26 protein-coding genes and 2 tRNA genes are annotated in these 26,546 nt (G+C 67.2%); 11 read left to right on the top strand and 17 right to left on the bottom strand.

Translation table 11 applies throughout. The features are described from left to right. Positions 1 to 10: 10 nt before the first annotated feature. The 8 genes from fabF to C4B30_RS17915 form a co-directional block, all read right to left on the bottom strand. The gene (fabF, locus tag C4B30_RS17950; RefSeq protein WP_027783931.1) at positions 11 to 1,243 is read right to left on the bottom strand and encodes a beta-ketoacyl-ACP synthase II; all 1,233 of its coding nucleotides are present in this window, start codon (positions 1,241 to 1,243) and stop codon (positions 11 to 13) included. Between the two features lie 164 nt (positions 1,244 to 1,407). Beyond that, on the bottom strand, positions 1,408 to 1,647 hold the full coding sequence (gene acpP / locus C4B30_RS17945; protein ID WP_004197638.1) for an acyl carrier protein: 240 nt from the start codon (positions 1,645 to 1,647) through the stop codon (positions 1,408 to 1,410). Between the two features lie 144 nt (positions 1,648 to 1,791). Beyond that, positions 1,792 to 2,541, bottom strand: coding sequence for a 3-oxoacyl-ACP reductase FabG (gene fabG / locus C4B30_RS17940; protein WP_006476504.1), 750 nt, complete (start codon positions 2,539 to 2,541; stop codon positions 1,792 to 1,794). A gap of 36 nt (positions 2,542 to 2,577) precedes the next feature. Next, positions 2,578 to 3,510 carry an ACP S-malonyltransferase gene (gene fabD, locus C4B30_RS17935; RefSeq protein WP_105132786.1) on the bottom strand — a complete coding sequence of 311 codons (933 nt, stop codon included), beginning with the start codon at positions 3,508 to 3,510 and terminating at the stop codon, positions 2,578 to 2,580. 83 nt (positions 3,511 to 3,593) lie between these two features. After that, positions 3,594 to 4,583, bottom strand: coding sequence for a beta-ketoacyl-ACP synthase III (locus C4B30_RS17930; protein WP_027783929.1), 990 nt, complete (start codon positions 4,581 to 4,583; stop codon positions 3,594 to 3,596). Next, positions 4,584 to 5,690 carry a phosphate acyltransferase PlsX gene (gene plsX, locus C4B30_RS17925; RefSeq protein WP_027783928.1) on the bottom strand — a complete coding sequence of 369 codons (1,107 nt, stop codon included), beginning with the start codon at positions 5,688 to 5,690 and terminating at the stop codon, positions 4,584 to 4,586. Positions 5,691 to 5,819: 129 nt separating this feature from the next. Further along, positions 5,820 to 5,999, bottom strand: coding sequence for a 50S ribosomal protein L32 (rpmF, locus tag C4B30_RS17920; protein WP_006051932.1), 180 nt, complete (start codon positions 5,997 to 5,999; stop codon positions 5,820 to 5,822). A gap of 98 nt (positions 6,000 to 6,097) precedes the next feature. Beyond that, positions 6,098 to 6,733, bottom strand: coding sequence for a DUF177 domain-containing protein (locus tag C4B30_RS17915; RefSeq protein WP_027783927.1), 636 nt, complete (start codon positions 6,731 to 6,733; stop codon positions 6,098 to 6,100). 231 nt (positions 6,734 to 6,964) lie between these two features. Between C4B30_RS17915 and C4B30_RS17910 the strand changes: the two genes are divergently transcribed. Together C4B30_RS17910 and C4B30_RS17905 are read left to right on the top strand one after the other, a co-directional pair. Then, positions 6,965 to 7,597 (top strand): Maf-like protein, encoded by a 633-nt coding sequence (locus tag C4B30_RS17910; protein WP_027783926.1) that lies wholly within the window; start codon positions 6,965 to 6,967, stop codon positions 7,595 to 7,597. Continuing rightward, a complete protein-coding gene (locus C4B30_RS17905; RefSeq protein ID WP_027783925.1) occupies positions 7,594 to 8,316 on the top strand; it encodes an SAM-dependent methyltransferase in 723 nt (240 codons plus the stop codon). The genes C4B30_RS17910 and C4B30_RS17905 overlap by 4 nt, the downstream gene beginning before the upstream one ends. A gap of 84 nt (positions 8,317 to 8,400) precedes the next feature. On the opposite strand, the gene C4B30_RS17900 is transcribed toward C4B30_RS17905, so the two are convergent. The 4 genes from C4B30_RS17900 to C4B30_RS17885 are packed head-to-tail and all read right to left on the bottom strand — an operon-like array spanning position 8,401 to position 11,482. Further along, the gene (locus tag C4B30_RS17900) at positions 8,401 to 9,393 is read right to left on the bottom strand and encodes a S49 family peptidase (protein WP_027783924.1); all 993 of its coding nucleotides are present in this window, start codon (positions 9,391 to 9,393) and stop codon (positions 8,401 to 8,403) included. 12 nt (positions 9,394 to 9,405) lie between these two features. After that, positions 9,406 to 9,816 carry a Rieske (2Fe-2S) protein gene (locus C4B30_RS17895; RefSeq protein ID WP_027783923.1) on the bottom strand — a complete coding sequence of 137 codons (411 nt, stop codon included), beginning with the start codon at positions 9,814 to 9,816 and terminating at the stop codon, positions 9,406 to 9,408. After that, a complete protein-coding gene (locus C4B30_RS17890; protein ID WP_027783922.1) occupies positions 9,813 to 10,472 on the bottom strand; it encodes an HAD-IA family hydrolase in 660 nt (219 codons plus the stop codon). The genes C4B30_RS17895 and C4B30_RS17890 overlap by 4 nt, the downstream gene beginning before the upstream one ends. A gap of 5 nt (positions 10,473 to 10,477) precedes the next feature. Continuing rightward, on the bottom strand, positions 10,478 to 11,482 hold the full coding sequence (locus C4B30_RS17885) for an RluA family pseudouridine synthase (RefSeq protein ID WP_027783921.1): 1,005 nt from the start codon (positions 11,480 to 11,482) through the stop codon (positions 10,478 to 10,480). 721 nt (positions 11,483 to 12,203) lie between these two features. Between C4B30_RS17885 and C4B30_RS17875 the strand changes: the two genes are divergently transcribed. The 6 genes from C4B30_RS17875 (at position 12,204) to C4B30_RS17850 (ending at position 19,443) form a co-directional block, all read left to right on the top strand. Next, entirely contained in the window at positions 12,204 to 15,347 is a 3,144-nt protein-coding gene (locus C4B30_RS17875) for an Rne/Rng family ribonuclease (protein ID WP_027783920.1), read from the top strand. Between the two features lie 132 nt (positions 15,348 to 15,479). After that, on the top strand, positions 15,480 to 16,592 hold the full coding sequence (moaA, locus tag C4B30_RS17870; protein ID WP_027783919.1) for a GTP 3',8-cyclase MoaA: 1,113 nt from the start codon (positions 15,480 to 15,482) through the stop codon (positions 16,590 to 16,592). A gap of 28 nt (positions 16,593 to 16,620) precedes the next feature. After that, positions 16,621 to 17,238, top strand: a complete 618-nt coding sequence (gene mobA, locus C4B30_RS17865) for a molybdenum cofactor guanylyltransferase MobA (RefSeq protein WP_027783918.1) — start codon at positions 16,621 to 16,623, stop codon at positions 17,236 to 17,238. A 111-nt stretch (positions 17,239 to 17,349) separates the two neighbouring features. After that, on the top strand, positions 17,350 to 18,648 hold the full coding sequence (gene moeA, locus C4B30_RS17860) for a molybdopterin molybdotransferase MoeA (protein ID WP_105132785.1): 1,299 nt from the start codon (positions 17,350 to 17,352) through the stop codon (positions 18,646 to 18,648). A gap of 37 nt (positions 18,649 to 18,685) precedes the next feature. Next, positions 18,686 to 18,961: a hypothetical protein gene (locus tag C4B30_RS17855; protein ID WP_006476519.1), complete on the top strand. Its 276-nt coding sequence runs from the start codon at positions 18,686 to 18,688 to the stop codon at positions 18,959 to 18,961. After that, positions 18,958 to 19,443 (top strand): GNAT family N-acetyltransferase, encoded by a 486-nt coding sequence (locus C4B30_RS17850; RefSeq protein ID WP_027783916.1) that lies wholly within the window; start codon positions 18,958 to 18,960, stop codon positions 19,441 to 19,443. Before C4B30_RS17855 ends, C4B30_RS17850 begins: the two co-directional genes overlap by 4 nt. A gap of 90 nt (positions 19,444 to 19,533) precedes the next feature. Here the strand turns inward: C4B30_RS17850 and rmuC are convergent, their stop codons facing one another. From rmuC to pncB, 5 genes are all read right to left on the bottom strand, one after another. Next, positions 19,534 to 21,012: a DNA recombination protein RmuC gene (rmuC, locus tag C4B30_RS17845; protein WP_089499824.1), complete on the bottom strand. Its 1,479-nt coding sequence runs from the start codon at positions 21,010 to 21,012 to the stop codon at positions 19,534 to 19,536. Beyond that, positions 21,009 to 21,998: a 2-hydroxyacid dehydrogenase gene (locus C4B30_RS17840; protein ID WP_027783914.1), complete on the bottom strand. Its 990-nt coding sequence runs from the start codon at positions 21,996 to 21,998 to the stop codon at positions 21,009 to 21,011. The genes rmuC and C4B30_RS17840 overlap by 4 nt, the downstream gene beginning before the upstream one ends. A 79-nt stretch (positions 21,999 to 22,077) precedes the next feature. Then, positions 22,078 to 23,508 carry a sodium:proton antiporter gene (locus C4B30_RS17835; RefSeq protein ID WP_105132784.1) on the bottom strand — a complete coding sequence of 477 codons (1,431 nt, stop codon included), beginning with the start codon at positions 23,506 to 23,508 and terminating at the stop codon, positions 22,078 to 22,080. Between the two features lie 43 nt (positions 23,509 to 23,551). Continuing rightward, a complete protein-coding gene (locus tag C4B30_RS17830) occupies positions 23,552 to 24,214 on the bottom strand; it encodes a LutC/YkgG family protein (protein ID WP_105132783.1) in 663 nt (220 codons plus the stop codon). Between the two features lie 85 nt (positions 24,215 to 24,299). Next, a complete protein-coding gene (gene pncB, locus C4B30_RS17825; protein ID WP_027783911.1) occupies positions 24,300 to 25,499 on the bottom strand; it encodes a nicotinate phosphoribosyltransferase in 1,200 nt (399 codons plus the stop codon). Between the two features lie 289 nt (positions 25,500 to 25,788). On the opposite strand from pncB, the gene fdxA reads away from it, so the two are divergent. From fdxA to C4B30_RS17805, 3 genes are all read left to right on the top strand, one after another. After that, a complete protein-coding gene (gene fdxA, locus C4B30_RS17815) occupies positions 25,789 to 26,112 on the top strand; it encodes a ferredoxin FdxA (protein ID WP_011544919.1) in 324 nt (107 codons plus the stop codon). A gap of 104 nt (positions 26,113 to 26,216) precedes the next feature. Further along, positions 26,217 to 26,292: transfer RNA gene (locus tag C4B30_RS17810), tRNA-Asn, on the top strand. A gap of 77 nt (positions 26,293 to 26,369) precedes the next feature. Then, a tRNA-Asn gene (locus C4B30_RS17805) sits at positions 26,370 to 26,445 on the top strand. Positions 26,446 to 26,546: the final 101 nt, after the last annotated feature.

Below are 26,546 nucleotides of genomic sequence, written 5' to 3'. Positions count from 1 at the left end.
TGATTCGACGTCAGACGCGCTTGAACACCAGCGTGCCGTTGGTACCGCCGAAGCCGAAGTTGTTCTTCACGGCAACGTCGATCTTCATGTCACGCGCGGTGTTCGCGCAGTAATCGAGATCGCACTCGGGGTCCTGGTTGAAGATGTTGATGGTCGGCGGCGACACGTTGTTGTGCAGCGCCAGCACCGAGAACACCGATTCGAGGCCGCCCGCGCCACCCAGCAGGTGGCCCGTCATCGACTTCGTCGAGTTCACGACGAGCTTGTACGCGTGCTCGCCGAAGGCCGCCTTCACCGCGTCGGACTCGTTCTTGTCGCCCAGCGGCGTCGACGTGCCGTGCGCGTTCAGGTACTGGACCTCGTCCGCGTTCAGGCCGGCGTCGCGCAGCGCCGCGACCATGCAGCGGCGCGGACCGTCCATGTTCGGCGCGGTCATGTGGTACGCGTCGCCCGTCATGCCGAAGCCCGCGACTTCCGCGTAGATCTTCGCGCCGCGCGCCTTCGCCGCCTCGTACTCTTCGAGCACCATCACACCCGAGCCCTCGCCCAGCACGAAGCCGTCGCGGTCCTTGTCCCACGGACGCGACGCGGCAGCCGGATCGTCGTTGCGGGTCGACAGCGCGCGCGCTGCCGCGAAACCGCCGATGCCGAGCGGCGACACCGTCGATTCGGCGCCGCCCGCGACCATCACGTCGGCGTCGCCGGCCTGGATCAGGCGCGCGGCGAGGCCGATGCTGTGCAGGCCGGTCGTGCAGGCCGTCACGGCCGCGAGGTTCGGGCCCTTCAGGCCGAACATGATGCTCAGGTGACCCGAGATCATGTTGATGATCGAACCCGGCACGAAGAACGGCGAAATCCGGCGCGCGCCGCGATCGACGTAGGTCTGGTGCGTATCTTCGATCATCGGCAGGCCGCCGATGCCGGAGCCGACCAGCACGCCGATGCGTTCCGCGTTGGCTTCGTTCACTTCCAGCCCGCTGTCCCGGATGGCCTGGACGCCGGCGGCGATGCCGTAATGGATGAACGTATCCATGTTCCGGGCTTCCTTCGCCGGGATGTATTCCTCGGCGCTGAAACCCTTCACTTCGCCCGCGAAATGGCAGGCGAGGTTCGACGCATCGAACTTCGTGACGGTGGCGATACCGGACTTGCCGGCGACGAGATTGGCCCAGCCGTCGGCAACATTATTGCCAACAGGCGAAATCAGCCCCAGGCCTGTAACGACAACACGACGGCGGCTCACGGTAACCTCTTTTCCATTATTGGATGACAAAAACAAAAGCCACAGTGGCCACAGGAACCAGCCCTGCGAGCCCTGTGGCTGTTAGTCCATCCGGCGCGAAGCCGGCAGGATGGCGCGTCAATCGCGAAGATCGCGGCGACGTGGCGGACAAGCGCGAAAGGCGCTTACGCCTTGACGTTTGCGCGAGCGTAGTCGATCGCTTGCTGAACGGTCGTGATCTTCTCTGCTTCTTCGTCCGGGATTTCCATGCCGAACTCGTCTTCGAGCGCCATCACCAGTTCGACCGTGTCGAGCGAGTCGGCGCCCAGGTCGTTCACGAACGAAGCTTCGTTCTTGATCTCGGCTTCCGCGACGCCCAGTTGTTCAGCGACGATCTTCTTGACACGTTGTTCGATGTTGTCCATTACCCCTCCGAGGGAAAGTTCAGATTTACAAGTGCGCGCATTTTATCAGGTTTGCTGACGCCAAAACGCGCGTTGGCTTGATGGTCGATCAAGCGCCGATCCGCCTGAAAAACGGGATACGGCGCGGATGGTAAACGAAAATCGTTACGACATGTACATGCCGCCGTTCACGTGCAGCGTCGTGCCGGTGATGTAACCGGCCTGCGGCGATGCGAGGAACGCGACGGCATGGGCGATGTCCTCCGGGCTGCCGAGGCGGCCGAGCGGAATCTGGGTCTTGAGCGCGGCCTGCTGTTCTTCCGGCAGCGTCTTCGTCATGTCGGTGTCGATGAAGCCCGGCGCCACGCAGTTCACCGTGATGCCGCGGCTGCCGATTTCGCGCGCGAGCGCACGCGTCATGCCCGCGACGCCGGCCTTCGCGGCCGCGTAGTTGACCTGACCCGGATTGCCGGCCGAGCCGACCACCGACGTGATGTTGATGATACGGCCGCCGCGCGCCTTCATCATCGGGCGCAGCACCGCACGCGACAGACGGAACACCGACTTCAGGTTGGTGTCGATCACCGCGTCCCAGTCCTCGTCCTTCATCCGCATCGCGAGCTGGTCCTGCGTGATGCCCGCGTTGTTGACGAGCACGTTCAGCGCGCCGAATTCCTTCACGGTCGCGTCGATCAGCGCCTCGGCGGCGGCTGCGTCGTTGACGTTCAGCACCGCACCGCGGCCCGTGACGCCCGCTTCCGCGAACGCCGCGGTGATCGCGGCGGCGCCCGATTCGCTCGTCGCCGTGCCGATCACCGTCGCGCCCAGGCGCGCGAGCTCGAGCGCGATCGAACGGCCGATGCCGCGCGACGCGCCGGTCACGATCGCCACCTGTTTATCGAGAGTCTTGTCCATGAATCGAATATCCGTTGCTTGGGAAAAGGCGCCGCGTCAGGCGGTCACCAGCTTGAGCGCTTCGTCGAGCGAAGCCGGATCGAACACCGACGCACCCGTCAGGTTGGCGTCGATGCGCTTCGTCAGGCCGGCGAGCACCTTGCCCGGACCGCATTCGATCACGTGCGTGACGCCCGTGCCCGCGATGTGCCGCACGCACTCGACCCAGCGCACCGGGCCCGCGGCCTGGCGCACCAGCGCATCCTTGATCGCGGCCGGATCGCCGACCACGGCGACGTCGATGTTGTTGATGACCGGAATCTGCGGCGCCTTCACGTCGACGTTCGCGAGATAGTCGCGCAATTGGTCCGACGCCGGCTTGAGCAGCGACGAATGGAACGGCGCCGACACCGGCAGCGGCAGCGCACGCTTCGCGCCCTTCGCCTTCGCGATTTCGCACGCCTTTTCGACCGCGGCCTTGCTGCCTGCGATCACGACCTGCGCGGGCGCATTGAAGTTCACCGCTTCGACGACGCCCGCTTCCGCGGCTTCGGCGCACACCGCGCGCACCGTGTCGTCGTCGAGGCCCAGGATCGCGGCCATGCCGCCCTGGCCGACCGGCACGGCCGTCTGCATCGCCTGCGCGCGAAAGCGCACGAGCGGCACCGCGTCCTTGAACGCGAGCGCGCCGGCCGCGACGAGCGCCGTGTATTCACCGAGGCTGTGGCCGGCGACGATCGACGGCGCCGGACCGCCTGCCTGCTGCCACGCGCGGTAGCACGCGTACGCCGCGGTCAGCATCACGGGCTGCGTGTTGGTGGTCAGATTCAGCTCTTCGGCCGGACCTTCGGCGATCAGCTTGCCGAGATCCTGATTGAGTGCATCGGACGCTTCCTGGAGCGTCTCGCGTACAACGGCCAGATCGGCGAATGCGTTGAGCATGCCGATCGTCTGCGAGCCCTGCCCCGGAAAAACGAATGCAAATTTCATATCGTCCCCAATTGAATCGATTCGGACGGCGCGCACGAACGGCGCGCCGACGGGATCCGCGCGCGGCAATCGCGCGCTGCGGATCAGAAGCGGAAGACCGACGCGCCCCAGGTGAAGCCGCCGCCGACGCCTTCGATCAGCACGTGCTGGCCACGCTGGATGCGGCCGTCGCGCACCGCGACGTCGAGCGCCAGCGGGATCGACGCGGCCGACGTATTGCCGTGCTGGTCGACCGTCACGACCATGCGCTCCTGCGGCAGGCCGAGCTTGCGGCAGGTACTGGTCATGATGCGGATGTTGGCCTGGTGCGGAATCAGCCAGTCGATTTGCTCGGGCGCGAGATTCGCCTTCGCGAGCGCTTCGATCGCGACCTTTTCGAGCACGTTGACCGCGAGCTTGAACACGGCCTGCCCGTCCATGTGCAGGAACGCGCTGCCGTCGATCACGCCGCGATTGACGTTGCCCGGCGTGCACAGGATGTTCGAGTAGCTGCCGTCCGCGTGCAGCGCGCTGCCGAGCACGCCCGGCTCTTCCGATGCGGACAGGATCACCGCGCCCGCGCCGTCGCCGAACAGCACGCAGGTCGTGCGGTCCTTGAAGTCGAGAATGCGCGAGAACGTCTCCGCGCCGATCACGAGCGCCGTACGGTGCTGGCCGCTGCGGATGAAGCTGTCGGCCGTCGCCATCGCATACGCGAAGCCCGAACACACGGCCTGCACGTCGAATGCCGCACCGCCGTTCTTGATGCCGAGCTTGTTCTGCAGCAGGCACGCGGTGCTCGGGAACACGAAATCGGGGGTCGAAGTCGCGACGATGATCAGGTCGATCGACTGCGGATCGATACCGGCCGCTTCGATCGCACGACGCGACGCCTCGAGCGCGAGATCGCTCGTCGTGACGTCGGGTGCGGCGAAATGGCGCGCATGGATGCCCGTGCGCGCCACGATCCATTCATCGCTCGTCTCGATGCCTTCCTTCGCGAGACGATCGGTCAACTGCTGGTTGGTGACGCGGTCGGGCGGCAGGTAGCTGCCCGTGCCGAGCACGCGGGAATAGAGAGTCGATTGGGCCATTTATGCTTTAGAGGATTGCGCAGCGGAAGGTTCGGCGTGATGGCCTGCGGCCGGGCTTGCATGGCCCGCGCCGCCCGCGTCGTGCTCGCCATCGCCGAGCGACACTGAATTATCCGCCATCGCGCGCGTGAGGCGCTCCAGCACCCCGTTTTTGACGGCATCATACCCGCGTTTGATCGCCCACTCAAACGCGTAGGCGTCGGCCGAACCGTGGCTCTTGATCACGAGGCTCTTCAGCCCCAGCAGCGCAGCGCCGTTGTACTGGCGGTGGTCGACGCGCTTCTTGAAACGCATCAGCACGGGCAGCGCGAGCAGCGCCATCAGCTTCGACATCAGCGAACGGCCGAACTCCTCGCGGATGATGTCCGACAGCATCTGCGCGAGCCCTTCGGACGTCTTCAGCGCGACGTTGCCGACGAAGCCGTCGCAGACGATCACGTCGACGGTGCCCTTGTAGATGTCGTTGCCTTCCACGTTGCCGCGGAAATTGAGCGTGCTGGCGCGCAGCAGCTCGCCTGCGCGCTTGATCGTCTCGTTGCCCTTGATGACCTCTTCGCCGATGTTCAGCAGGCCGATCGTCGGGCGCTCCTTGCCTTCGAGGGCGGCCACGAGCGCGTGCCCCATCTCCGCGAACTGCAGCAGATGCTGCGGCTCGCAGTCGACGTTCGCGCCGAGGTCCAGCATCATCGTGTAGCCGGTCGGGTTCGGCAGCGCGAACGCGATCGCGGGCCGCTCGATGCCGGGCAGCGTCTTGAGTACGTAACGGGAAACGGCCATCAGCGCGCCGGTGTTGCCGGCCGAAATGCAGGCCTGCGCCGCGCCTTCCTTGACGTGGTTGAGCGCCACGCGCATCGAAGAATCCTTCTTCTTGCGCAGCGCCACTTCGACAGGGTCGTCCATCGCCACGATTTCGGTGGCGGGCACGATGGTCAACGCGGGATCGTCGAGGGCTTTCAGCTTCTTCAGCTGAGCGCGAATCGCGCTTTCGATGCCGACGAGCATCAGGTGCGCATCGGGATGCGCGCGGACGAACTTGACTGCCGCGGGAACGGTCACGGACGGGCCGTGGTCGCCTCCCATGCAATCGATTGTGAGCTTTACGGTCATGGAATGCGACGAATTTCAGGCACAAAAAAGCGGCAGTTGAATGCCGCCTTTTTGTTGAGCCAGGAAAGTGTCAAGCGAACCAGTTGTCACGCGAACGGCGAACGTAGCGCGCAACGCGTGACTTGACGCTTAGTCGTTCTTCGTCTTGACGACTTTCTTGCCGCGATAGTAGCCGTTCGGGCTGACGTGGTGACGCAGGTGCACTTCACCCGTGCTCGGCTCGACTGCCAGCGGCGCTGCCGTCAGGAAATCGTGCGAACGATGCATGCCGCGCTTCGACGGCGACTTCTTGTTTTGCTGGACTGCCATGACTAACTCCTAAATAATTTTCCGGATTCTAACACAGCCCGATCCGGCGCTTAACTACCCTGGCCCAAAGCCCTTACGCCTTCCCGCGCCACAACTGCTTAATGTTTCTTGGTGCCGTCACCGTCCTTCTTCAACGCTTGCAGCGCTGCGAACGGATTCGGCCGTTTGCCTTCGTCCCCGGCTTCGTCGGACTCCTCGTCCGCCTCTTCCACGGGACCGCTCGCGCCCGACACGAGGCTTTCGTGAACTGCCGGGCAAACCTCGTGCTTGGGCACGAGCGGCAACGAAAGCAGCAATTCCTCTTCGATCAAGTCGACGAGATCGAACTGGCGTGAGCCCACGATCACATCGGCTTCATCGTCGTCGAGCGGAAATTCCTCGGCTTCTTCTTCGGTCGCGACGACCCGGTACGTCATGTCGACGTCGAACGTCTGGTCGTACGGCGTCACGCAGCGCTGGCACGTGAGCCACGCATGGCCGTGCACCGCGAGGCGCAGATACGGCTGCTGCCCGTCGGCGCCGTCGTCCTGCAACTCCTTCTGCGTGAACCCTTCCGCCTGCCACGTGAAGACCGTGTCGCGATCCGGCGCGTCCGTCGGCACTTCGTTTAACATGCGCGGCAGCTGCGAGAGGCGCACCGCCCCGGCTGCCTGCCGCCCGCTGCGGGCGAACTCGAACAGGTCGACCGCATGCGGATCGAGGGCCGCTGCAGGTTTGCCAGAAGAAGTGTTCATGTGCGCTCCTGCCTACAGGCTGACTTGCGGGATCCGGCTTGGCACCGCTCGCGTACGGCTCATCGAAGGATGACGTACTTTACTTCCGAAGACCCGGCAGGCGCCACCACAACGAAAGCCTGCCGACGAAAAGCGGGAAAGCATACCTGTTTTACCTTTTGCGGTCAATCACTTAAGCTTGCGTCCGCGCAACGCCGCGCCCCACCTGACGATTCACCGACCCAACCGACCATGCCGGATACCGTTTGCCGCCCGCCGCGGCTGATTCTTGCCTCCAGTTCCCGCTATCGCCGCGCGCTCCTCGAGCGCCTCGGCGTACCGTTCGACGTCGTGTCGCCCGACCTCGACGAAACCCCGCTCGCCGGCGAAACGCCGGCCGCGACCGCGCTGCGTCTCGCCGGCGCGAAAGCGCGCGCCGTGGCCGCGACGATCGACGCGCCGGACGGCGTCCTCGTGATCGGGTCGGACCAGGTCGCGACCTTCGACGGGCACCAGATCGGCAAGCCTGGCACGCATGAGCGCGCGCTTGCGCAACTCGTGTCGATGCAGGGCCGTGAAGTCGAATTCCACACCGCACTCTGCCTGTACGACAGCCGTACGGACGATGCGCAGATCGAGGACATCGTCACGCACGTGCGCTTCCGTTCGCTGCCCGAAGCCGAGCTCGACGCCTACCTGCGCGCGGAAACGCCGTACGACGTGGCCGGCAGCGCGAAATCCGAAGGGCTCGGCATCGCCCTGCTCGACGCGATCGATTCGGACGACCCGACCGCGCTCGTCGGCCTGCCGCTGATCGCCCTCACGCGGATGCTGCGCGCCGCCGACTACCCGCTGTTTGCAATCACCCGAGGAGACCGCGCATGACCGCCGGCACGCTTTATCTTGTCCCGAACACGCTCGGCGAAGGCGACGAATCGATGCTCGCCGCCGTGCTGCCCGCCGCCGTGCAGGCGCGCGCCGGCACGCTCGGCTATTACATCGGCGAAAACGCGAAAACGACCCGCGCGTTTCTGAAGAAGATCGGCACGACGCGCCCGATCCAGGAAATCGAGATCAGCGAACTGAACGTCAATACGCCGGGCGGCGCCATCGACCGGCTGCTCGCGCCCGTACTGGCCGGCGCGGACGCCGGCCTCGTGTCGGAGGCCGGCTGTCCTGCCGTCGCCGACCCCGGCGCGCTGCTGGTGCGCCGCGCGCACGAGCGCGGCGTGAAGGTCGTGCCGCTGGTCGGGCCGAGTTCGATCCTGCTCGCGCTGATGGCGTCGGGCCTGAACGGCCAGAGTTTCGCGTTCAATGGCTACCTGCCGGTCGATGCGGCCGCGCGCGCGAAGCGTCTGCGCGAACTCGAGCAACTGTCGCGCAAGGCGCGCCAGACGCAGATCTTCATCGAAACGCCGTACCGAAATCACGCGATGCTCGACACGCTGGTCGCGACCTGCGCGCCGTCGACGCAGATCTGCGTCGCGGCCGACCTGACCCTCCCGACCGAGACGATCGCGAGCCGCACGGTGATGGACTGGAAAAAGGCGCCTGCGCCGAATCTGCACAAGCGCCCCGCGATCTTCCTGCTGCTCGCGAACTGATGCCGCGACCGGCGATCGGCTGACCGATGAAAGTGAAAGGCGGGCCATTTCGGCCCACCGATTACTGCCGTCGTCGGTCAGCCGTCAGCGCAGGCTGACCGACGCGCCGCCGGCCGTCAGCGCCTTCATCGCGGCGCCCCCGACGGCCGCGCCGAACTTGCGCGCGACCCGATTCGTCAGGCTTTCCTTCACCGTGTAGTCGACCAGATCCGGCGCCTTCAGCACGTCGCGCGCGACCGTGTCGGTCGTGCCGTAGCCGTCGGCGAGCCCGAGCTCGACGCTCTTCTCGCCGGTCCAGAACAGGCCCGAGAACATGTCGGGCGTCTCGTGCAGCCGCTTGCCGCGGCCATCCTTCACGGCCTTGATGAACTGCGCATGCACCTGGTCGAGCAGCGCCTGCGCGTGCGCGTCCATCTTCGGCGTTTCCGGCGAGAACGGATCGTAGAAGCCCTTGTTTTCGCCCGACGTATGCAGGCGCCGCTCGACCCCGAGCTTGCCCATCAGCCCGGTGAAGCCGAACCCGTCCATCAGCACGCCGATCGACCCGACGATGCTCGCCTTGTCGACGAAGATCTTGTCGGCCGCGGACGCGATGTAATAGCCGCCCGACGCGCACATGTCGGTCACGACGACGTACAGCGGCTTGTCCGGATACTTGCCGCGCAACCGCCGGATCTCGTCGTAGACCATGCCGGCCTGCACCGGACTGCCGCCCGGGCTGTTGATCCGCAGCACGACGCCGGCCGTGCCATCGTCGTCGAACGCGGCGTCGAGCGCCGTGTTGATGTCGTCGGCGTTCGCGTTGACGCCGGCCGCGATCTCGCCGTCGATCGTCACGAGCGCCGTATGCCGCCCGCTCGACGAGAACTTCGAATCGCTCGAGAAATCGATCAGCGCGAACGCGAGCAGCACGAACACGCCGAGAAACGCGAAGCGGAAGAAGATCTTCCAGCGCCGTGCCGCGCGCTGCTCCTTGACGGCCGCGAGCGCGATCCGCTCGAGCGCCGCGCGCTCCCAGCTCGGTTCACGGTTGTCGGGACGGGAGGAGGAATCCGGGGAATTCGGTTGGTCGGCCATGCAGTGGTGTCGTCAGTCGGTCGTGGCGGGAGTGGCGGGAGTGGCAGGATGCAGATCGGCATCGGGCACCCAGAATACCGCACGGCCGTCGGGCGTGTCGCGCTCGTCGACCTCGACCGGGCGCAGGCGGCCGCCGCGGCACGGGCCGCCGACGCACTTGCCGGTATCCGGTGCATAGATCGCGCCGTGCGTCGCGCACATCAGATAGAGGCCCGACGACTCGAAGAACTGCCCTTCGGCCCAGTCGAGCTCCATCGGCACGTGCGCGCAGCGGTTCAGGTAGCCGTAGGCGCGGCCGTCGTAGCGCACGAAGAACACGACGGCCTGCTCGCCGCGCAGCGTCGCGTCGACGCGCACGCCGGCGCCGCCGTCGGTCAGCGCGTCCGATGCGCACACACGCACGGCCTGCGGCGCCGCGCTCACGCGTGCTCCCGCAGCCATGCGGCCAGCGCGCCGACGTCCGGCGCGACGAAGCGCGGCGTGAGCGCCGCCAGCGCATCGGCCGTGTGCGCGCCGTACGCCACGCCCACGCCGGCCGCGCCGGCACTGGCGGCCATCTGCAGGTCGTGCGTGGTGTCGCCGATCATCACGGTGCGCGACAGATCCTGCCCCAATTCGCGCGACAACTCGTGCAGCATCGCCGGATGCGGCTTCGAGAACGTTTCGTCCGCGCAGCGCGTCGCATCGAACCAGCTCGTCAGCTTCGACTGGTCGAGCACGCGGTTCAGCCCGACGCGCCCCTTGCCGGTCGCCACGGCGAGCAGGTAGCCCGTGTCGCGCAGCTCGGCGAGCAGCTCGCGCACGCCGGCGAACAGCGCGATGCGCTGGTCGTCGAGCAGATAGTGATAGCGGTAGCGCTCGGCGAGCCGCGTGTAGTCGGACGGATCGAGGGTCGGAGCGGCGATCTGCAACGCATCGCGCAGGCCGAGGCCGATCACGTAACGGGAAGCCTCGTCGGACGGCGTGGGCAGGCCGAGATCGCGGCAAGCGGCCTGGATGCTGTGCGCGATGTGCGCAGTCGAATCCATCAGCGTGCCGTCCCAGTCGAAGACGATCAGGTCAAATTGCTGTCGAGCCATGCGGTTCAGGCGGTATCGCGCAATGCGCTGAGTTGATCGAGAAAGCGCCTGCATTCGGCGGGCAGCGGCGCATCGAACTGCAGCGCCTCGCCGGTCAGCGGATGAGCGAGCCGCAGCCGGTGCGCATGCAGGAACATCCGTTTCAGCGACGGCTGCGCGTTCGCGCGCGCCAGCGCCTTGTTCAGTGCGAAATCGCCGTACTTGGCGTCGCCGGCGATCGGCAGGCCGAGATGCGCGAGGTGCACCCGGATCTGATGGGTCCGACCCGTTTTGAGTTCCGCTTCGACGAGCACATAGTCGGACCAGCGGTCGACGAGGTTGAACACCGTATGCGACGCCAGCCCGTCGTCCTGCACGCGCACGCGGCGCTCCCCTTCCGGGGTCGAATACTTGAATAGCGGCGCCTTCACCGCGCGGCGCCGGCCCCAGTCGGGCTGCCATTCGCCGTGAGCGCACGCGAAGTAGCGCTTGTCCATCCGGTTCTCGCGGATCTGCTCGTGCAGGCCCACCAGCGCCGTGCGCTTCTTCGCGAGCATCAGGATTCCGGACGTCTCGCGGTCGAGCCGGTGCACCAGTTCGAGGAATTTCGCACGCGGGCGCGCCTGGCGCATCTGCTCGATCACGCCGAACGCGACGCCGCTGCCCCCGTGGACCGCGACCCCGGCCGGCTTGTCGATGACGAGCATCGCGTCGTCCTCGTACAGCACGTCGAAATTCGCGGGCGGCACGACCGGCGTGTCGGCGCGCGCGAGGTCGGCCGCCGCCACGCGCACCGGCGGCACGCGAACGAGGTCGCCCAGCGCCAGGCGGTACTGCGCGTCGATCCGGCCCTTGTTGACGCGCACTTCGCCGCTGCGGAGGATCCGGTAAATATGGCTTTTCGGCACGCCTTTACAGACGCGCAACAGAAAATTGTCGATCCGCTGACCGGCCGAGTTTTCGTCGATCTCGATCATCGATACCTGGCCGCTTGCGACCGAATTCTGGGATATTTTGCCTAACTCATTCATACTGAATATAATTTTGCCCAGCCTGACGTTGTGGGTGGCCTGATCGGCCGGCCCCGGCTGAATTGGGCAAGGCGCAAGCGCAAACTGCTATTTTACTTGCGCCGGGGGTCCGCTGCTCGCCCCTAATCAAAGAGAAGCAGCAAGTTGCACGCACGGCGCCGCCCGTCGGCAAGGATCGCGCCCACAGGCGGATTCGGTCGGCAAGGCGCCGCGGTAACGGAAAGTTGGTTGAAAAGAATTTGATCGGTAGCCCGACGGCGCGAAGTGTGTCCGCAGGCTGCCGGTTGCGAAAATTACGGCGTTGCGCCTGATTTGGCCCCGCGAAGCGTGCGGGGCTTGGCGACGTCAAACCAGGGAAGTACACCCCAAGCGGGAAAGTCGGGCTGGATTCGATACTCCCCGCTGCGGCCCAAGCCGCAGCATCTGCCGCCCGTCGGCGCGCGCGACGCATTGCGCGCGCCCGTGGCAATGCCCGGATCAGGCTTAGCGCGCTTTTGCAGCGTGCGGTGTGTGAACGCCGTGCTTTGAAGCCGTATTCGCAGGTGCCCTATGGCCGCCGGCCCCGTCTTTCGGGCCCAAGCGCCTCTTCAGGCAATTCTCCCCGCCAGCGTTCCCGCTCCAGCGTGCTCGTGACAACACAACAAGGTGCGGCCTGTCGTCGTTCCCGCCCTCGCGCCTGACAACCGCGAGGCGTCGGCAGCGGAGCCGCCTGGAGTCGTTCATGAAACGCATGCTGTTCAATGCGACGCAGCAGGAGGAGCTGCGCGTCGCCATCGTCGATGGGCAAAAGCTCATCGACATCGACATCGAAACCGCCGGGCGCGAACAGCGCAAAGGCAATATCTACAAAGGTGTCATCACCCGTATCGAGCCGTCGCTCGAAGCGTGCTTCGTCAACTACGGCGAAGACCGCCACGGCTTCCTGCCGTTCAAGGAAGTCGCCCGCCAGTACTTCAAGGATGGCATCGACATGCGCTCCGCGCGCATTCAGGATGCCCTGCGCGAAGGCCAGGAGCTGATCGTCCAGGTCGAGAAGGAAGAGCGTGGCAACAAGGGCGCCGCCCTCACCACCTTCATCTCGCTCGCCGGCCGTTACCTCGTGTTGATGCCGAACAACCCGCGCGGCGGCGGCGTGTCGCGCCGGATCGAAGGCGACGAGCGCCAGGAACTGCGCGAAACGATGGCGCAACTGCAGATTCCGGACGGCATGAGCATGATCGCCCGTACCGCGGGCATCGGCCGCAGCGCCGAGGAACTGCAGTGGGACCTGAACTACCTGCTGCAACTGTGGCGCGCGATCGAGGCCGCCTCGCAAAGCGGCAACGCCGGCCAGCCTATGCTGATCTATCTGGAATCGAGCCTCGTGATCCGCGCGATCCGGGACTATTTCCAGCCCGATATCGGCGAAATCCTGATCGACACGAACGAAATCCATGATCAGGCCCGTGCCTTCATGGACATCGTGATGCCGGACAACGTCGCGAAAGTGAAGCGCTATCACGACGACGTGCCGCTGTTCTCCCGCTTCCAGATCGAGCACCAGATCGAAACCGCGTACTCGCGCACGGTCCCGCTGCCGTCCGGCGGCGCGATCGTGATCGACCACACCGAAGCGCTCGTCGCGATCGACGTGAACTCGGCCCGCGCGACCAAGGGCGCGGACATCGAGGAAACGGCCACCCGCACGAACCTCGAGGCGGCCGACGAAGTCGCCCGCCAGCTGCGGCTGCGCGACCTCGGCGGCCTGATCGTGATCGATTTCATCGACATGGAATCGGCGAAGAGCCAGCGTGAAGTCGAGCAACGCCTGAAGGACGCGCTCAAGCACGACCGTGCGCGCGTCCAGATGGGCAAGATCTCCCGCTTCGGCCTGATGGAGCTGTCGCGCCAGCGCCTGCGTCCGGCGCTGTCGGAAGGCAGCCACGTGACGTGCCCGCGCTGCAACGGCACCGGCCACATCCGCGATACCGAATCGTCCGCGCTGCAGGTCCTGCGGATCATTCAGGAAGAAGCGATGAAGGAAAACACCGCGGCGATCCACTGCCAGGTGCCGGTCGAGGTGACCGCCTTCCTGCTGAACGAAAAGCGTCAGGAAATCAACAAGATCGAGTCGCGCTTCAAGGTCGGCATCGTGCTGATCCCGAACAAGCACCTCGATACGCCGCACTACAAGCTCGAGCGCCTGCGTCACGACGACGCACGCCTCGACGATCCGCGCGCGTCCTGGAAGATGGCCGAGGAAGCAGCCCGCGAGCTCGAGTCGGAAACCGGCTACAGCAAGCGTGCGGCCGAAGTGAAGCCGAAGCAGGAAGCCGCGGTCAAGGGCATCACGCCCGAGCGTCCGGCGCCGAGCGCGCCGCAGCGTCCGGTCGAGCCGGTTGCGGCACCCGCGCCCGCCCCCGTCGCCGCGGCAAGCGGTGGCTTCATCGGCTGGCTGAAAGGTCTGTTCGGCGTATCGCAGGCACCGGCGCCCGCACCGGTCGCACCGGCCCCGGCGAAGGAGCAGGCAGCCCGTCCGGCTCGCGAGCGCACCGAAAAGACCGAGCAGCGCGGCGGCGATCGCAATCGCAACCGCCGCAGCGGCGCCCAGCAGGCGCAGGGCGGCCGCGACCACGCAGCCGCAGGCCGTGGCCAGCCGCAGCGCCAGGAACGCGAAGGCAAGGAAGTGCGCGAACCGCGTGAAGGCCGTGAGCCGCGCGAGGGTCGTGAACTGCGTGAAGGCCGGGAAAACCGCGAAGGTCGCGAAAACCGTGAGGGTCGCGAGGGCCGTGGCACGCGCGAACCGCGCGAAGGTCGCGAGCCGCGTGAAGGCCGTGAGCCGCGCGAACCGCGCGAAAACCGCGAACCGCGCGAGCGTGTCGAGCAGCCGGAAGGCGTCGAAGCCACCGGCCGTGGCGAGCGCCAGGAGCGCGGCGAGCGTCGCGAGCGCGGCGAACGCCGCAAGCCGACCCAGCATGCGGCCACGCTCGAAACCGTCACTCGCGGCGAAAACCATCCGGAATCGGAAACCGACAAGGCTGTTGCGGAAGCCCTGCCCGGCGCGGAACTGGGAGCCGATGCGGAAGCCAGCGCACGTGACGGCGAAGAACGTCGCCGTCGCCGTCGCGGCCGCCGCGGCGGTCGTCGCGAGCGCGAGGAAGATGGCGCAGTCGACCAGACCGAGCAAGGCGCCGAAGGCGAAAGCGAAGTCGCAGCGCAAGCCGTAACGCCGAACGCGCCGGTCGCAGCCGAACCGGCCCACACGGCCGCACCGGCAGTCGTCGCAGCCGTGGCAAGTGCGGTCGCCGTGGAAGCCGTCGCCGAGCAGCATGCCGCACCGGCCGCTGTCGAAGCGCAGCCGGCGCCGGCACATGCCGAAGCGGCTCCGGCCGCCCCGGTCGAGCCCGCCGTCGCCGTTCAGGCAGCAGAACCGGCACCGGTCGCACCGGCAGTCGAGGAAGCGGGTCCGGCGCCGGTCGCGGTGTCGCCGACCGATGCGTTCGAAGTGCCGGCAGCCGCTCCGGCCGCTGTCGAGGCTCCGCAAGCCGCGCCCGTCGAGCCGGCCGCACCGGCCGTCGCGATCGAAGCCGCTCCGGCGGCGATCGAGGCGCCTGTCGAGGCAGCACCGGCCGAGGCCGTCGCTGCACCGGCACCGGCCCCGGCTCCCGCCCCCGCGCAACCGGCAGCCGCGCCCGCTTCGGCGAGCCTGGATGTCGTGCTGGAGCAGGCCGGTCTCGTCTGGGTGAACACGGACGCCGACAAGTTCGCGGCCGCGCAGGAAGCCGCGTCGCGACTCCCGCGCCCGGCCCGCGTGCCGCGCGAACGCAAGGTGCTGCCGCCGGCCGATACGGCCCCGATGCAGCAGGTCGAAACGACGCACCACTGAACGGCGCATCGCACGACCAGGAAAAGCCCGCCTCCGGCGGGCTTTTTTTATGTCCGCGCTGCGGGTTTCCGCCCACCGGCCCCGCCAGCCGGTTGCGGCTAAAATAGCAGTCTGGTTCGCACTTCTTCCAACATGTCCCGACGCATCATTCCTCTCGCCAACGTCAGCGGGATGCCGGACGTCTCCGGCGTCGCGCATGCCCCCGACGGCACGCTGGCCGACACGTTCGCCAGGCCGCTGCGCGACCTGCGCATTTCGGTGACGGATCGCTGCAATTTCCGCTGCGTGTACTGCATGCCGCGCGCGGTCTTCGACAAGGACTACCCGTTCCTGCCGCACAGCGCGCTGCTCACGCACGAGGAAATCGAGCGCGTGGCGCGCGTCTTCGTCGCCCACGGCGTCGAGAAGATCCGCATCACGGGCGGCGAGCCGCTGCTGCGCAAGAACCTCGAATTCCTGATCGAGCGGCTCGCGCGTCTGACGACGCACGCCGGCCGCCCGCTCGACCTGACGCTGACGACCAACGGCTCGCTGCTCGCGCGCAAGGCGCGCGCGCTGAAGGACGCCGGGCTCACGCGCGTCACGGTCAGCCTCGATGCGCTCGACGATACGCTGTTCAAGCGCATGAACGATGCCGAGTTCGCGAGCGCCGACGTGCTCGACGGCATCTTCGCCGCGCAGGCCGCGGGCCTCGCGCCGGTCAAGGTCAACATGGTCGTGAAGCGCGGCACCAACGACAGCGAGATCCTGCCGATGGCCGAGCGGTTCCGCGGCACCGGCGTGATCCTGCGTTTCATCGAATACATGGATGTCGGCACGTCGAACGGCTGGAACATGACCGAGGTGCTGCCGTCGGCGGAGGTCGTCGCGCGTATCGCCGAACGTTTCCCGCTCGTGCCGCTCGAGCCTCACACGGCGGCAGAAACCGCGCAGCGCTGGGGCTATGCGGACGGCAGCGGCGAGATCGGCGTGATCTCGAGCGTCACGCAGGCCTTCTGCGGCGATTGCACGCGCGCGCGGCTGTCGACCGAAGGCAAGCTGTACCTGTGCCTGTTCGCGTCGACGGGCCACGACCTGCGCGCGCTCGTGCGCGGCGGCGCGAGCGATGCCGATATCGCGACCGCGATCGCCCGCATCTGGCAGGCACGCACCGACCGCTATTCGCAGCTGCGCGGCAGCGCATCGTCCGACGCCGCGCCCGACGGCGCCGGCAAGCGCGTCGAGATGTCGTATATCGGCGGCTGACGCACGCCGCTCTTCGCGCCCACGCACGATGCCCGCTCCCGCCACTCCGTCGATCGCCGGCCTGCTGCTCGCAGGCGGGCGCGCCACCCGCATGGATGGCGTCGACAAGGGCCTGCAACTGCTCGACGGTACGCCGCTCGCGCTGCACGTGCTGCGCCGGCTGTCGCCGCAGGTCGACGAGACGCTGATCAGCGCGAATCGCCATGCCGATCGCTATGCCGAACTCGGTGCGCCGTTCGACGCACGCATCGTCGCCGACGAAACGCCCGACTTCCCCGGGCCGCTCGCGGGCCTGCTTGCCGGCATGCGCGCGGCGCGCGCGCCGCTGCTCGCGTGCTCGCCATGCGATACGCCCTATCTGCCTGCCGACCTCGTCGCGCGGCTGCATGCGGCGCTCGACGCGCAGCAGGCCGACATCGCGATGGCGATCACCGTCGACGCGCAGCAGATGCGCTCGCCGCAGCCGACGTTCGCGCTGCTGCGCACGTCGCTGGCCGACGACCTGGCCGCCCGGCTCGCGGCCGGCGACCGCAAGGTGCGTGCGTGGTACGCACGCCACACGACGGTCGAAGTCGAGTTTCGCGACGAGCGTGCGTTTTACAATGCCAACTCCTGGCAGGAACTCGCCGCGCTGGCCCGTCGCTGACGGCGCCGTGCCGTTCCCGCCCGGCGCCCGCCACACGCGAAACCCGCGCCCAGGCACCCTCCTCGCGCCACCGGCCACGAACCCGATACGCCTCGCGGCGCAGTCCGACTGATGATCACGCAATCCTCGCCCGCTTCCCGAACCGCACCCGACCCCGATGCCCCGCTGTCGCTCGCCGACGCGCAGGCGCTCGCGTGCCGTTTCGCTGCGCCGGTCGACGCGTGCGACACGGTGACGCTCCGTGATGCGCTCGACCGCGTGCTCGCGGCCGATGTGAGCGCGCCGTTCGACATTCCCGCGTACGACAACTCGGCAATGGACGGTTATGCGTTCGACGGCGGCAGCGCGGCACTCGCGTCGGCGCAGGGCGAGGTCGCGATGACGATCGCCGGCACCGCGTTCGCCGGCCATCCGTTCGACGGCGCCGTGGCGGCCCGTGCATGCGTGCGCATCATGACGGGCGCGCCGATGCCGGCCGGATGCGACACGGTGATTCCGCAGGAACGCGTGCGCGTCGATGGCGACACGATCCACTTCGCCGCGCACGCCGTCGCGCGCGGCGCGAACTGCCGCAAGGCCGGCGAGGATCTCGCGCGCGGCGCCTGCGCGCTCGCCGCGGGCCGTACCCTGCGGCCATCGGATCTCGGCCTGCTCGCGTCGTTCGGCGTCACCGACGTCACGGTGCGCCGGCGCGTGCGCGTCGCCGTGTTCTCGACTGGCGACGAGCTGCGCGAGCCCGGCGAACCGCTCGGCCGCGGCGCGCTGTACGACAGCAATCGCGGAATGCTGATCGCGATGCTCGAACGGCTGCACGTGGACACGATCGATCTCGGGATCGTCCGCGACGACCCCGCCGCGCTCGAAGGCGCATTGCGCGAGGCCATCGCCGCGCAGGCCGATGCGGTCATCACGTCGGGCGGCGTGTCGGTCGGCGAGGCCGACTTCACGCGCGACGTGATGGCGCGGCTCGGCGACGTGACGTTCGCCAGTCTCGCGCTGCGGCCCGGCCGGCCGCTCGCGTGCGGCACGCTCGCACGCGAAGGGGACAGCGCCGGCCACGCGCTGTTCTTCGGGCTGCCCGGCAATCCGGTCGCATCCGCCGTGACGTTTTACGCGATCGTGCGCCCCGCACTGCTGACGCTGGCCGGCGCACGGACGCCGCCGCCGGCCATGTACACGGCGCTCAGCACGCAACCGTTGAAGACGCGTCCCGGTCGCACCGAATACCTGCGCGGCATCGCGACGCGCGCCGCCGACGGCCAATGGCACGTCGCGCCGGCCGGATCGCAAAGCTCCGCGTCGCTGAGCGGTCTTGCAGCCGCCAACTGTTTCATCGTCCTGGGTCACGATACCGCGGCAGTCGACGCGGGCGCCCCGGTCGACATCCTGCCGCTCGACGGCCTGATCTGAATTCCAATCGGTATATCACTACGGGGGCAATCCGCACATGAAGAAACAAATCTCGTCGATCGCCGCGGGGCAGACCGCCAAGGCGCTGATCCTCGTCTACCTGACGTTCAGCGTGCCGATCGTGCTGCTCGGCATTCTCGTCGCCTATATCCGCTACGGGATGGTCGAGTTGAGCACGATCCTGAGCGCGCTGCTGCTGAACGCGATCCTCGGTTTCGTGCTGCTGTGGATCGCGTGCCATGCGTACAACTGGGTCGCGTCGCGCTTCGGCGGCATCGAGATCGTGCTGTCCGATCCGCCGGAGGAAGCGTGAGCGGCGCGCCGCTGATCCGCGCGGCCGACACGCGCGACGTCGGCGCGATCCTCGCGCTGATGCGCGAGCTGGCCGAATTCGAGAAGCTCACGCACCTGTTCGTCGCGACCGAAGCCGATCTCGCCGACGCGCTGTTCGGCGAGCACCCTGCCGCCGAGGCACGGGTGGCCGAGCAGGACGGCGCGATCGTCGCGTATGCGCTGTTCTTCCACAACTATTCGACGTTCCTCGGCCGCCGCGGGCTCTATCTCGAGGATCTGTACGTGCAGCCGTCGCAGCGCGGCACGGGCCTGGGCACCGCGATGCTGCGTCATCTCGCGGCGCTCGCCGTCGAGCGCCGTTGCGCGCGCTTCGAATGGTCGGTCCTCGACTGGAACCAGCCGGCGATCGATTTCTACGAGAAGATGGGCGCAACCGTGCTGCCGGAATGGCGCATCGTTCGCGTGACGGGCGACGCGCTGGACACGCTCGCCGCGCATTGAGCGCGAGCCGGCCGCGCCGGCGATCGCTGCAAAGGAAAACGGGCGCCGCGGCGCCCGTTTTTTCCGTCCGGCGGCTGCCGGCAGCGCGCATCACGCGTCGTCCGCATCGGCGCCTTCGGCCCCTTCCGCGCCGAGCAGGCCGGCCGCCGCATCGCCCGGCAGCGCCTCGACCTGCTTCAGCTTGCGGCTCATCACGCGCGTGCGCTGCTCGGCAGACTCGATCGAGCGCGTGACCGTTTCGAGCTGCGCCTTCGTGCGTGCGAGCACGTCGCCGAACTTGCCGAACTCGGTCTTGACCGCGCCGAGCACCTGCCACACCTCGCTCGAGCGCTGCTCGATCGCGAGCGTGCGGAACCCCATCTGCAGGCTGTTCAGCAGCGCGGTGAGCGTGGTCGGCCCGGCGACCGTCACGCGATAGTCGCGCTGCAGCAGGTCGGTCAGCCCCGGGCGGCGCAGGATCTCCGCATAGAGCCCCTCGGTCGGCAGGAACAGCAGCGCGAAATCGGTCGTGTGCGGCGGCGCGACGTACTTCTCGGCGATCGTGCGCGCTTCCATCCGCACCCGTGCCTCGAGCGCACGCGCCGCCTCCTCGACCGCCACCGCATCGGCGCGTTCCTGGGCGTCGATCAATCGCTCGTAGTCCTCGCGCGGGAATTTCGCGTCGATCGGCAGCCACACCGGCGGCGCGTCGCCCGTGCCGGCAGCGCGGCCCGGCAGCCGGATCGCGAATTCGACGCGCTCGGTACTCTTCGGCACCGTCGCGACGTTCTTCGCGTACTGGTCCGACGTCAGCACCTGTTCCAGCAGCGCCTCGAGCTGCACTTCGCCCCAGGTGCCGCGCGTCTTCACGTTGGTCAGCACCTTCTTCAGGTCGCCGACGCCGGCCGCGAGCGTCTGCATCTCGCCGAGCCCGCGATGCACCTGTTCGAGCCGGTCCGACACGAGCTTGAACGATTCGCCGAGCCGCTGCTCGAGCGTCGCGTGCAGTTTCTCGTCGACGGTGCGGCGCATCTCCTCGAGCTTCGCCGCGTTGTTCGTCTCGATTTCCTTCAGCCGCTGTTCGAGCGTCGCACGCACCTCGCCCATCCGGCGGTCGTTCGCCTCGGTCAGTTGCGTGAGCTGCCGGTTCAACGTGTCGCCGAACAGCCGCAGCGCGCCCGTCTGTTCCTCGCGCGCCTGCTGGGCCTGGCGCTGCACGCTCTCGCGCATCGCATCGAACTGCTGCGCATTGCCGGCGACGAGCTTGCCGAGCTGCTGCGCGAACCCCTCGATCTGGTTGTTCTGCACGGTCGCCACGCTCGTCAGTTGCGCGGCGAGCGTCTGCTGCAACTGGGCAAAGCTGCCGGCCAGCTCGGTACGCGACCCGCGTGCGTTTTCGACGATCTCGCCGCGCAATTCGCGTTCGAGCCGCTCGACCGCGCGCGCCTGCGCATGCGCGGCATCCTCGATCTGGTCGCCGAGCACGGCCGCGTCGTCGTGGCGGCCGCCGCCGCGCACGAGCGCGACGATTGCCACCGCGAGCGCGACGGCCAGCACGACGACCGCAGCAAGCAACAACGTCATCGTCATGCGCGCGGCTTCCCGATCACGTCAGGGTTGATCGGATTCGGCGGCTGCCCCGCACGCGGCCCCTCGCCCAGCGCGGCGATCAGGTTGTCGGCGGCGAGATTCGCCATCGCGCGGCGGGTCTTTTCGGTCGCGCTCGCGATATGCGGCGTCAGCACGACGTTCGGCACCTCGAGCAGCGCCGGATGCACGCTCGGCTCGCCCTCGTACACGTCGAGGCCGGCCGCGGCGATCGTCCCGTCGCGCAGTGCGGCGGCCAGTGCCGCATCGTCGACGATCCCGCCGCGCGCGATGTTGGTCAGCGTCGCCGTGGGTTTCATCTTCGCGAGCTCGGCCGCGCCGATCGTGTGATGGTTCTCTTTCGTGTACGGCAGCACGAGCACGACATGATCGGCGCGCGCGAGCAGCGCATCCTTCGACACGTATTCGGCATTCAGCTCGGCTTCGATCTCGGGCGCGACCCGCGACCGGTTGTGATAGATCACCTGCATCCCGAAGCCGCGCGCGCGGCGCGCGAGCGCCTGGCCGATGCGGCCCATCCCGACGACGCCGAGCGTCGAGCCATGGATGTCGGTGCCCAGGAAGCCGTCGTACGCCCACTTTTGCCAGTGACCGGCGCGCAGCCAGTGTTCGGATTCGGCGATCCGGCGCGCGGCGGCCATCATCAGCGCCCAGCCGAAATCGGCGGTCGACTCGTTCAGCACGTCGGGCGTGTTGGTACCGAGTACGTTCGCCGCGTTGAATGCGGCCATGTCGAAGTTGTTGTAGCCGACCGCCATGTTCGCCACGACGCGCAGGCGCGGCGCGGCCGCGAGCGTTGCCGCGCCGACCGGGTCGCCGGCCGTCAGCGCGCCGTCCTTGTCGGCCAGACGCGCGGCGAGCGCGTCGGGCGCGAGCGCGTCGCCGTCGTTCCAGTCGACTTCGAAATACTGCTTGAGCCGTTCGATCACGTCCGGAAAGATCGGACGCGCGACCAGGATCTTCTGCATCGCCATCTCCGCATGCCGCGGACGGGTCGTGGCGCCGTGCGCCGCCGGGACCGCCCGCTCGGGGTTGAAAATCGTCAGCTTACGCCGGGAAGAAAAGCCACGACGTCAGCAGGAATACCGGTATCAGCACGACGAGCGCCCAGCCGAGGTACGCGAAGAAGCTCGGCATCTTCACGCCGCGCGATTCGGCGATCGCCTTCACCATGAAGTTCGGCGCGTTGCCGATATAGCTGTTCGCGCCCATGAACACCGCGCCGGCGGAAATGGCGGCGAGCGTCGACGCGCCGGTCGTCATCAACGCCTGCGCATCGCCGCCGGCGAGGTTGAAGAACACGAGATAGGTCGGCGCATTGTCGAGGAACGACGACAGGATGCCCGTCGCCCAGAAGTACATCGCGTCGATCGGCTTGCCGTCGGGCCCCGTGACGAGATGGACGATCTGCGCGAACGCGCCGTCCGCACCCGCGCGCAGGATCACGATCACCGGCGCGATCGTCACGAAGATGCCGGCGAACAGCTTCGCGACTTCCTCGATCGGCGCCCAGTTGAACGCGTTGCCCTCGCGCGCGGAACGCGGCGTCAGCGCGAGCGACGCGAGCGTCACCACCACGAGCGCGACGTCGCGCACGAGATTCTGCAACGCCACGTGCGTGCCCCACACGTCGAACGAAATGCCCGGCTTCCACACGCCGCTCATCAGCACGAGCGCGATCACGGCCGCCAGCAGCACGAAGTTGATCTTGCCGTCGATCGACAGCGCCGCGCCGTCGGGCGTCGGATCGAGCGCGGCCGGCCGCTCCTCGCCGCCCTTCCGGTAGAAGTACGTATCGAGCGCGAAGAACAGCGTCAGCAGCACCACGCAGATGAACAGCATCGGCAGCGCGAGATGCGTGGTCGTCCAGAAGAAGCTCACGCCGTTCAGGAAGCCGAGGAACAGCGGCGGATCGCCGAGCGGCGACAGCGATCCGCCCGCGTTCGCGACGAGGAAGATGAAGAAGATCACGACGTGCACGACGTGCTTGCGGTTGTCGTTGGCGCGCAGGAGCGGCCGGATCAACAGCATCGCGGCGCCCGTCGTGCCCATCACGCTCGCGAGCAGCGTGCCGAGCGCGAGAATCGCGGTATTCAGTTTCGGCGAACCATGCAGATTGCCGTTCACGCAGATGCCGCCCGCGACCGTATAGAGCGCGGTGAGCAGCACGATGAACGGAATGTATTCCTCGAGCAGCGCATGCACGAGCGTGCCGAACGCGGTGCCGGCGCCGAACGCGACCGCGAACGGCACCAGGAACACGATCGCCCAGCCGGCGGCGATCTTGCCGAAGTGGTGATGCCAGAACACGGGGGCGATGAGCGGGAACAGCGCGATGGACAGCAGGATCCCGGCGAAGGGGATACCCCAGAGCGCGGACAGCGTGGCACCGTCGAGCGTGGCGGCCGATGCGAGCGCGGGAGCGGCGCCAAGCGCGATTCCCGACGCCATGCCCGCCCAGGCGGCGTGTCGTTTCATGCGGAACTTCCTTGTGCGAGTGAGGGTGAATGCAGCGGGCGCGTCATGCGCCCCGTACGACAATCGCATGCACGCGGTATGGGCCGTGTGCACCCAGAATGATCGTTTGCTCGATGTCGCCCGTGCGCGACGGGCCCGACACGAAATTGACCGCGCGCGGCAGTTCGCCGCGCTCCGCGCGAATCAGCGCGAACGCGTCTTCATGACCGGCGACGATGCGCGACGCCGGCACGATCGCGATGTGGGTTTCCGGCAGCAGGCCGGCCGATGGATAAGTGTCGGGGCCGGACAGCAATACCAGCGACCCCGTTTCGGCGGTCGCGCAAAAGCAGCCGGTCAGGCCGACGAGATCGCCGTCACGCGGCTTGCGGCACTCGACCGACAGGCCGGCGGCGGCCCAGTCGAGATCGGCCAGCGTGCGCCACGCGACGGCCTGCGTCGGCAGACCGTGAGCGGCAAGATAGCGGGCAGCGGCGGCAGGCGCATCGGCGAGCGTCGCGACTTCGTCGACCGTGGTCGACAGGCGCCCCGCTTCGTCGACGAAAGCGACGACGAGGTCGGCCGGCGCCGGCGGGCGCGGGCCTTGCGGATGACGGGCGAGATAGTCGGCGACGCCGTCGCGCTCCGCTGCATCGGGTTCGGCCGCGCGCCCCTGCGCCGCGCGAATGCGCGCGAGGATCTGGCGACGGGCAGCGGAAGTGTCCATGAACGGTCCTCGTGACGTTGGCGTGCAATACGTCGGATTATACCGGCCACCCCTGCTGCCACACCCTCGGCCGAACGGCCGGCGCCTACTTCGACGCGTCTTCCTCGACCGGCTGCGCGATGCCGAACACCTGACGCAGGTACGCGAGATACGCCTTGTCGTCGCACATGCTCTTGCCCGGCGAATCCGACAGCTTCGCGACCGGCTGACCGTTGCAGCGAACCATCTTGATCACGATCTGCAGCGGCACGTAGCCGAGATCGTTGGTGAGGTTGGTGCCGACGCCGAACGCAAGCTTGCAGCGGCCGCGGAACCGTTCGTACAGCTGCATGACCTTCGGAATGTCGAGCGCGTCCGAGAACACGAGCACCTTGGTGCGCGGGTCGCACCGGTTCGTCTCGTAATGGCGCAGCATCCGCTCGCCCCAGTCGAACGGATCGCCCGAATCGTGGCGCGCGCCGTCGAACAGCTTGCAGAAATACATGTCGAAGTCGTTCAGGAACGCGTCCATGCCGTAGACGTCCGACAGCGCGATCCCGAGGTCGCCGCGATATTCCTTCGCCCACATCTCGAAGCCGTAGATCTGCGAATCGCGCAGCCGCGGGCCGAGCGCCTGGCACGCCTGCAGGTATTCGTGCGCCATCGTGCCGAGCGGCGTGATGTCGTGCTTCATCGCGTACAGCACGTTGCTCGTGCCCGCGAACTGCGGGCCGAGCCCGTCGCGCAGCGTGAGCGCGACTTCCTCGTGCCAGACCTTCGAGAAGCGCCGGCGCGTGCCGTAGTCGGCGATCTTGCAGTCGGCGAATTCGGGTTTCGCGCCGAGCAGCTTGATCTTCTCGCGCAGCCGTTCGCGGCCTTCGCGATAGTCGGGCTCGCGCTGCGTGTTGCGGAAATAGACTTCGTTGACGATCGCGAGCACCGGAATCTCGAACAGGATCGTATGCAGCCACGGCCCCTCGATCACGATGTCGATCTCGCCGTTGCCCTTCGGCGACGGCGTGATCGAGATGTACTTCTCGTTCAGGTGGAACAGCGCGAGGAAGTCGACGAAGTCGCTCTTGATGAAGCGCATGCGCCGCAGGTAGTCGAGTTCGACATCGGAAAAGCGCAGCGAGCACAGGCCGCGCACCTCGTCGCGAATCTCGTCGATGTACGGCACGAGATCGACGCCGGGCGTGCGGCACCGGAAACGGTATTCGACGTTTGCAGCGGGAAAGTGATGCAGGACGACCTGCATCATCGTGAACTTGTAGAGATCCGTGTCGAGCAGCGAAGTGATGATCATGATGACGGCAGCGCCAATATCGTGACCGGGCCCCGACGCACCGCGCCGCCCGGTCTGTCGGTCATGTTACCCGAATGCGGGCCGGACCATCGTGAAACCGCCCCGCCGCGATGCCGCATCGCGCTCGTGCCAGGCGCGCCGGTATCCGCGTTGCGCCCCCCCATAAACTAATCACGAAACGATATAAGCCGGATAGCCGACCACGTCATGCGGGTTTTGCGCTTCAGTTACAATGCCGCTTTTGGCGCAAACGCCACCCCCATATATACCGCCGAGCAGGAGCGTTTTAATGACTCACGTTGTGACCGAAGGCTGCATCAAGTGCAAATACACGGATTGCGTGGATGTGTGCCCGGTGGATTGCTTCCGTGAAGGTCCCAACTTTCTCGCCATCGATCCGGACGAGTGCATCGACTGCGCCGTGTGCGTCGCCGAATGCCCGACCAATGCGATCTATGCCGAAGAAGACGTTCCGGGCGACCAGCAGCAGTTCACCGAGCTGAACGCCGAGCTGGCGAAGAACTGGCCGTCGATCACGAAGACCAAGCCGGCACCGGCCGACGCGGACGAGTGGAAGGACGTGCAGGACAAGCTGCACCTGCTCGAGCGCTGATCGCACGGCGGCGACTGCAAAAAAATTTATGCGTCGCGGCTCCAAGGTATTGACAGGTTAGCGAACGCTCCATACAATCTCGTTTCTCTGCTGTTGTTGTTTGTTCCCCGATAGCTCAGTCGGTAGAGCGCCGGACTGTTAATCCGTAGGTCCCTGGTTCGAGCCCAGGTCGGGGAGCCAAAAACGCAAAGGCCCGTTGAAAGTGGACGGGTTTTTTGTTGGACCAGACCAGACAACACGCAGATGTACCGATTTATTCCCCGATAGCTCAGTCGGTAGAGCGCCGGACTGTTAATCCGTAGGTCCCTGGTTCGAGCCCAGGTCGGGGAGCCAAGTAGCAAAGGCCCGTCATTCGACGGGCCTTTTGTTTTTCCGGTCGCCGTTCTGCCCTTCTGCTTTTCGTGGGGCGGCCATGCGCATGCTAGAGTCTCTGT

It is taken from the genome of Burkholderia sp. BE12 (assembly GCF_002959955.1).
In the GTDB taxonomy this organism is placed as follows: domain Bacteria; phylum Pseudomonadota; class Gammaproteobacteria; order Burkholderiales; family Burkholderiaceae; genus Burkholderia.
The sequence above is the reverse complement of the archived record's forward strand: the minus strand, read 5'-3'. Positions and strand labels throughout refer to the sequence as shown.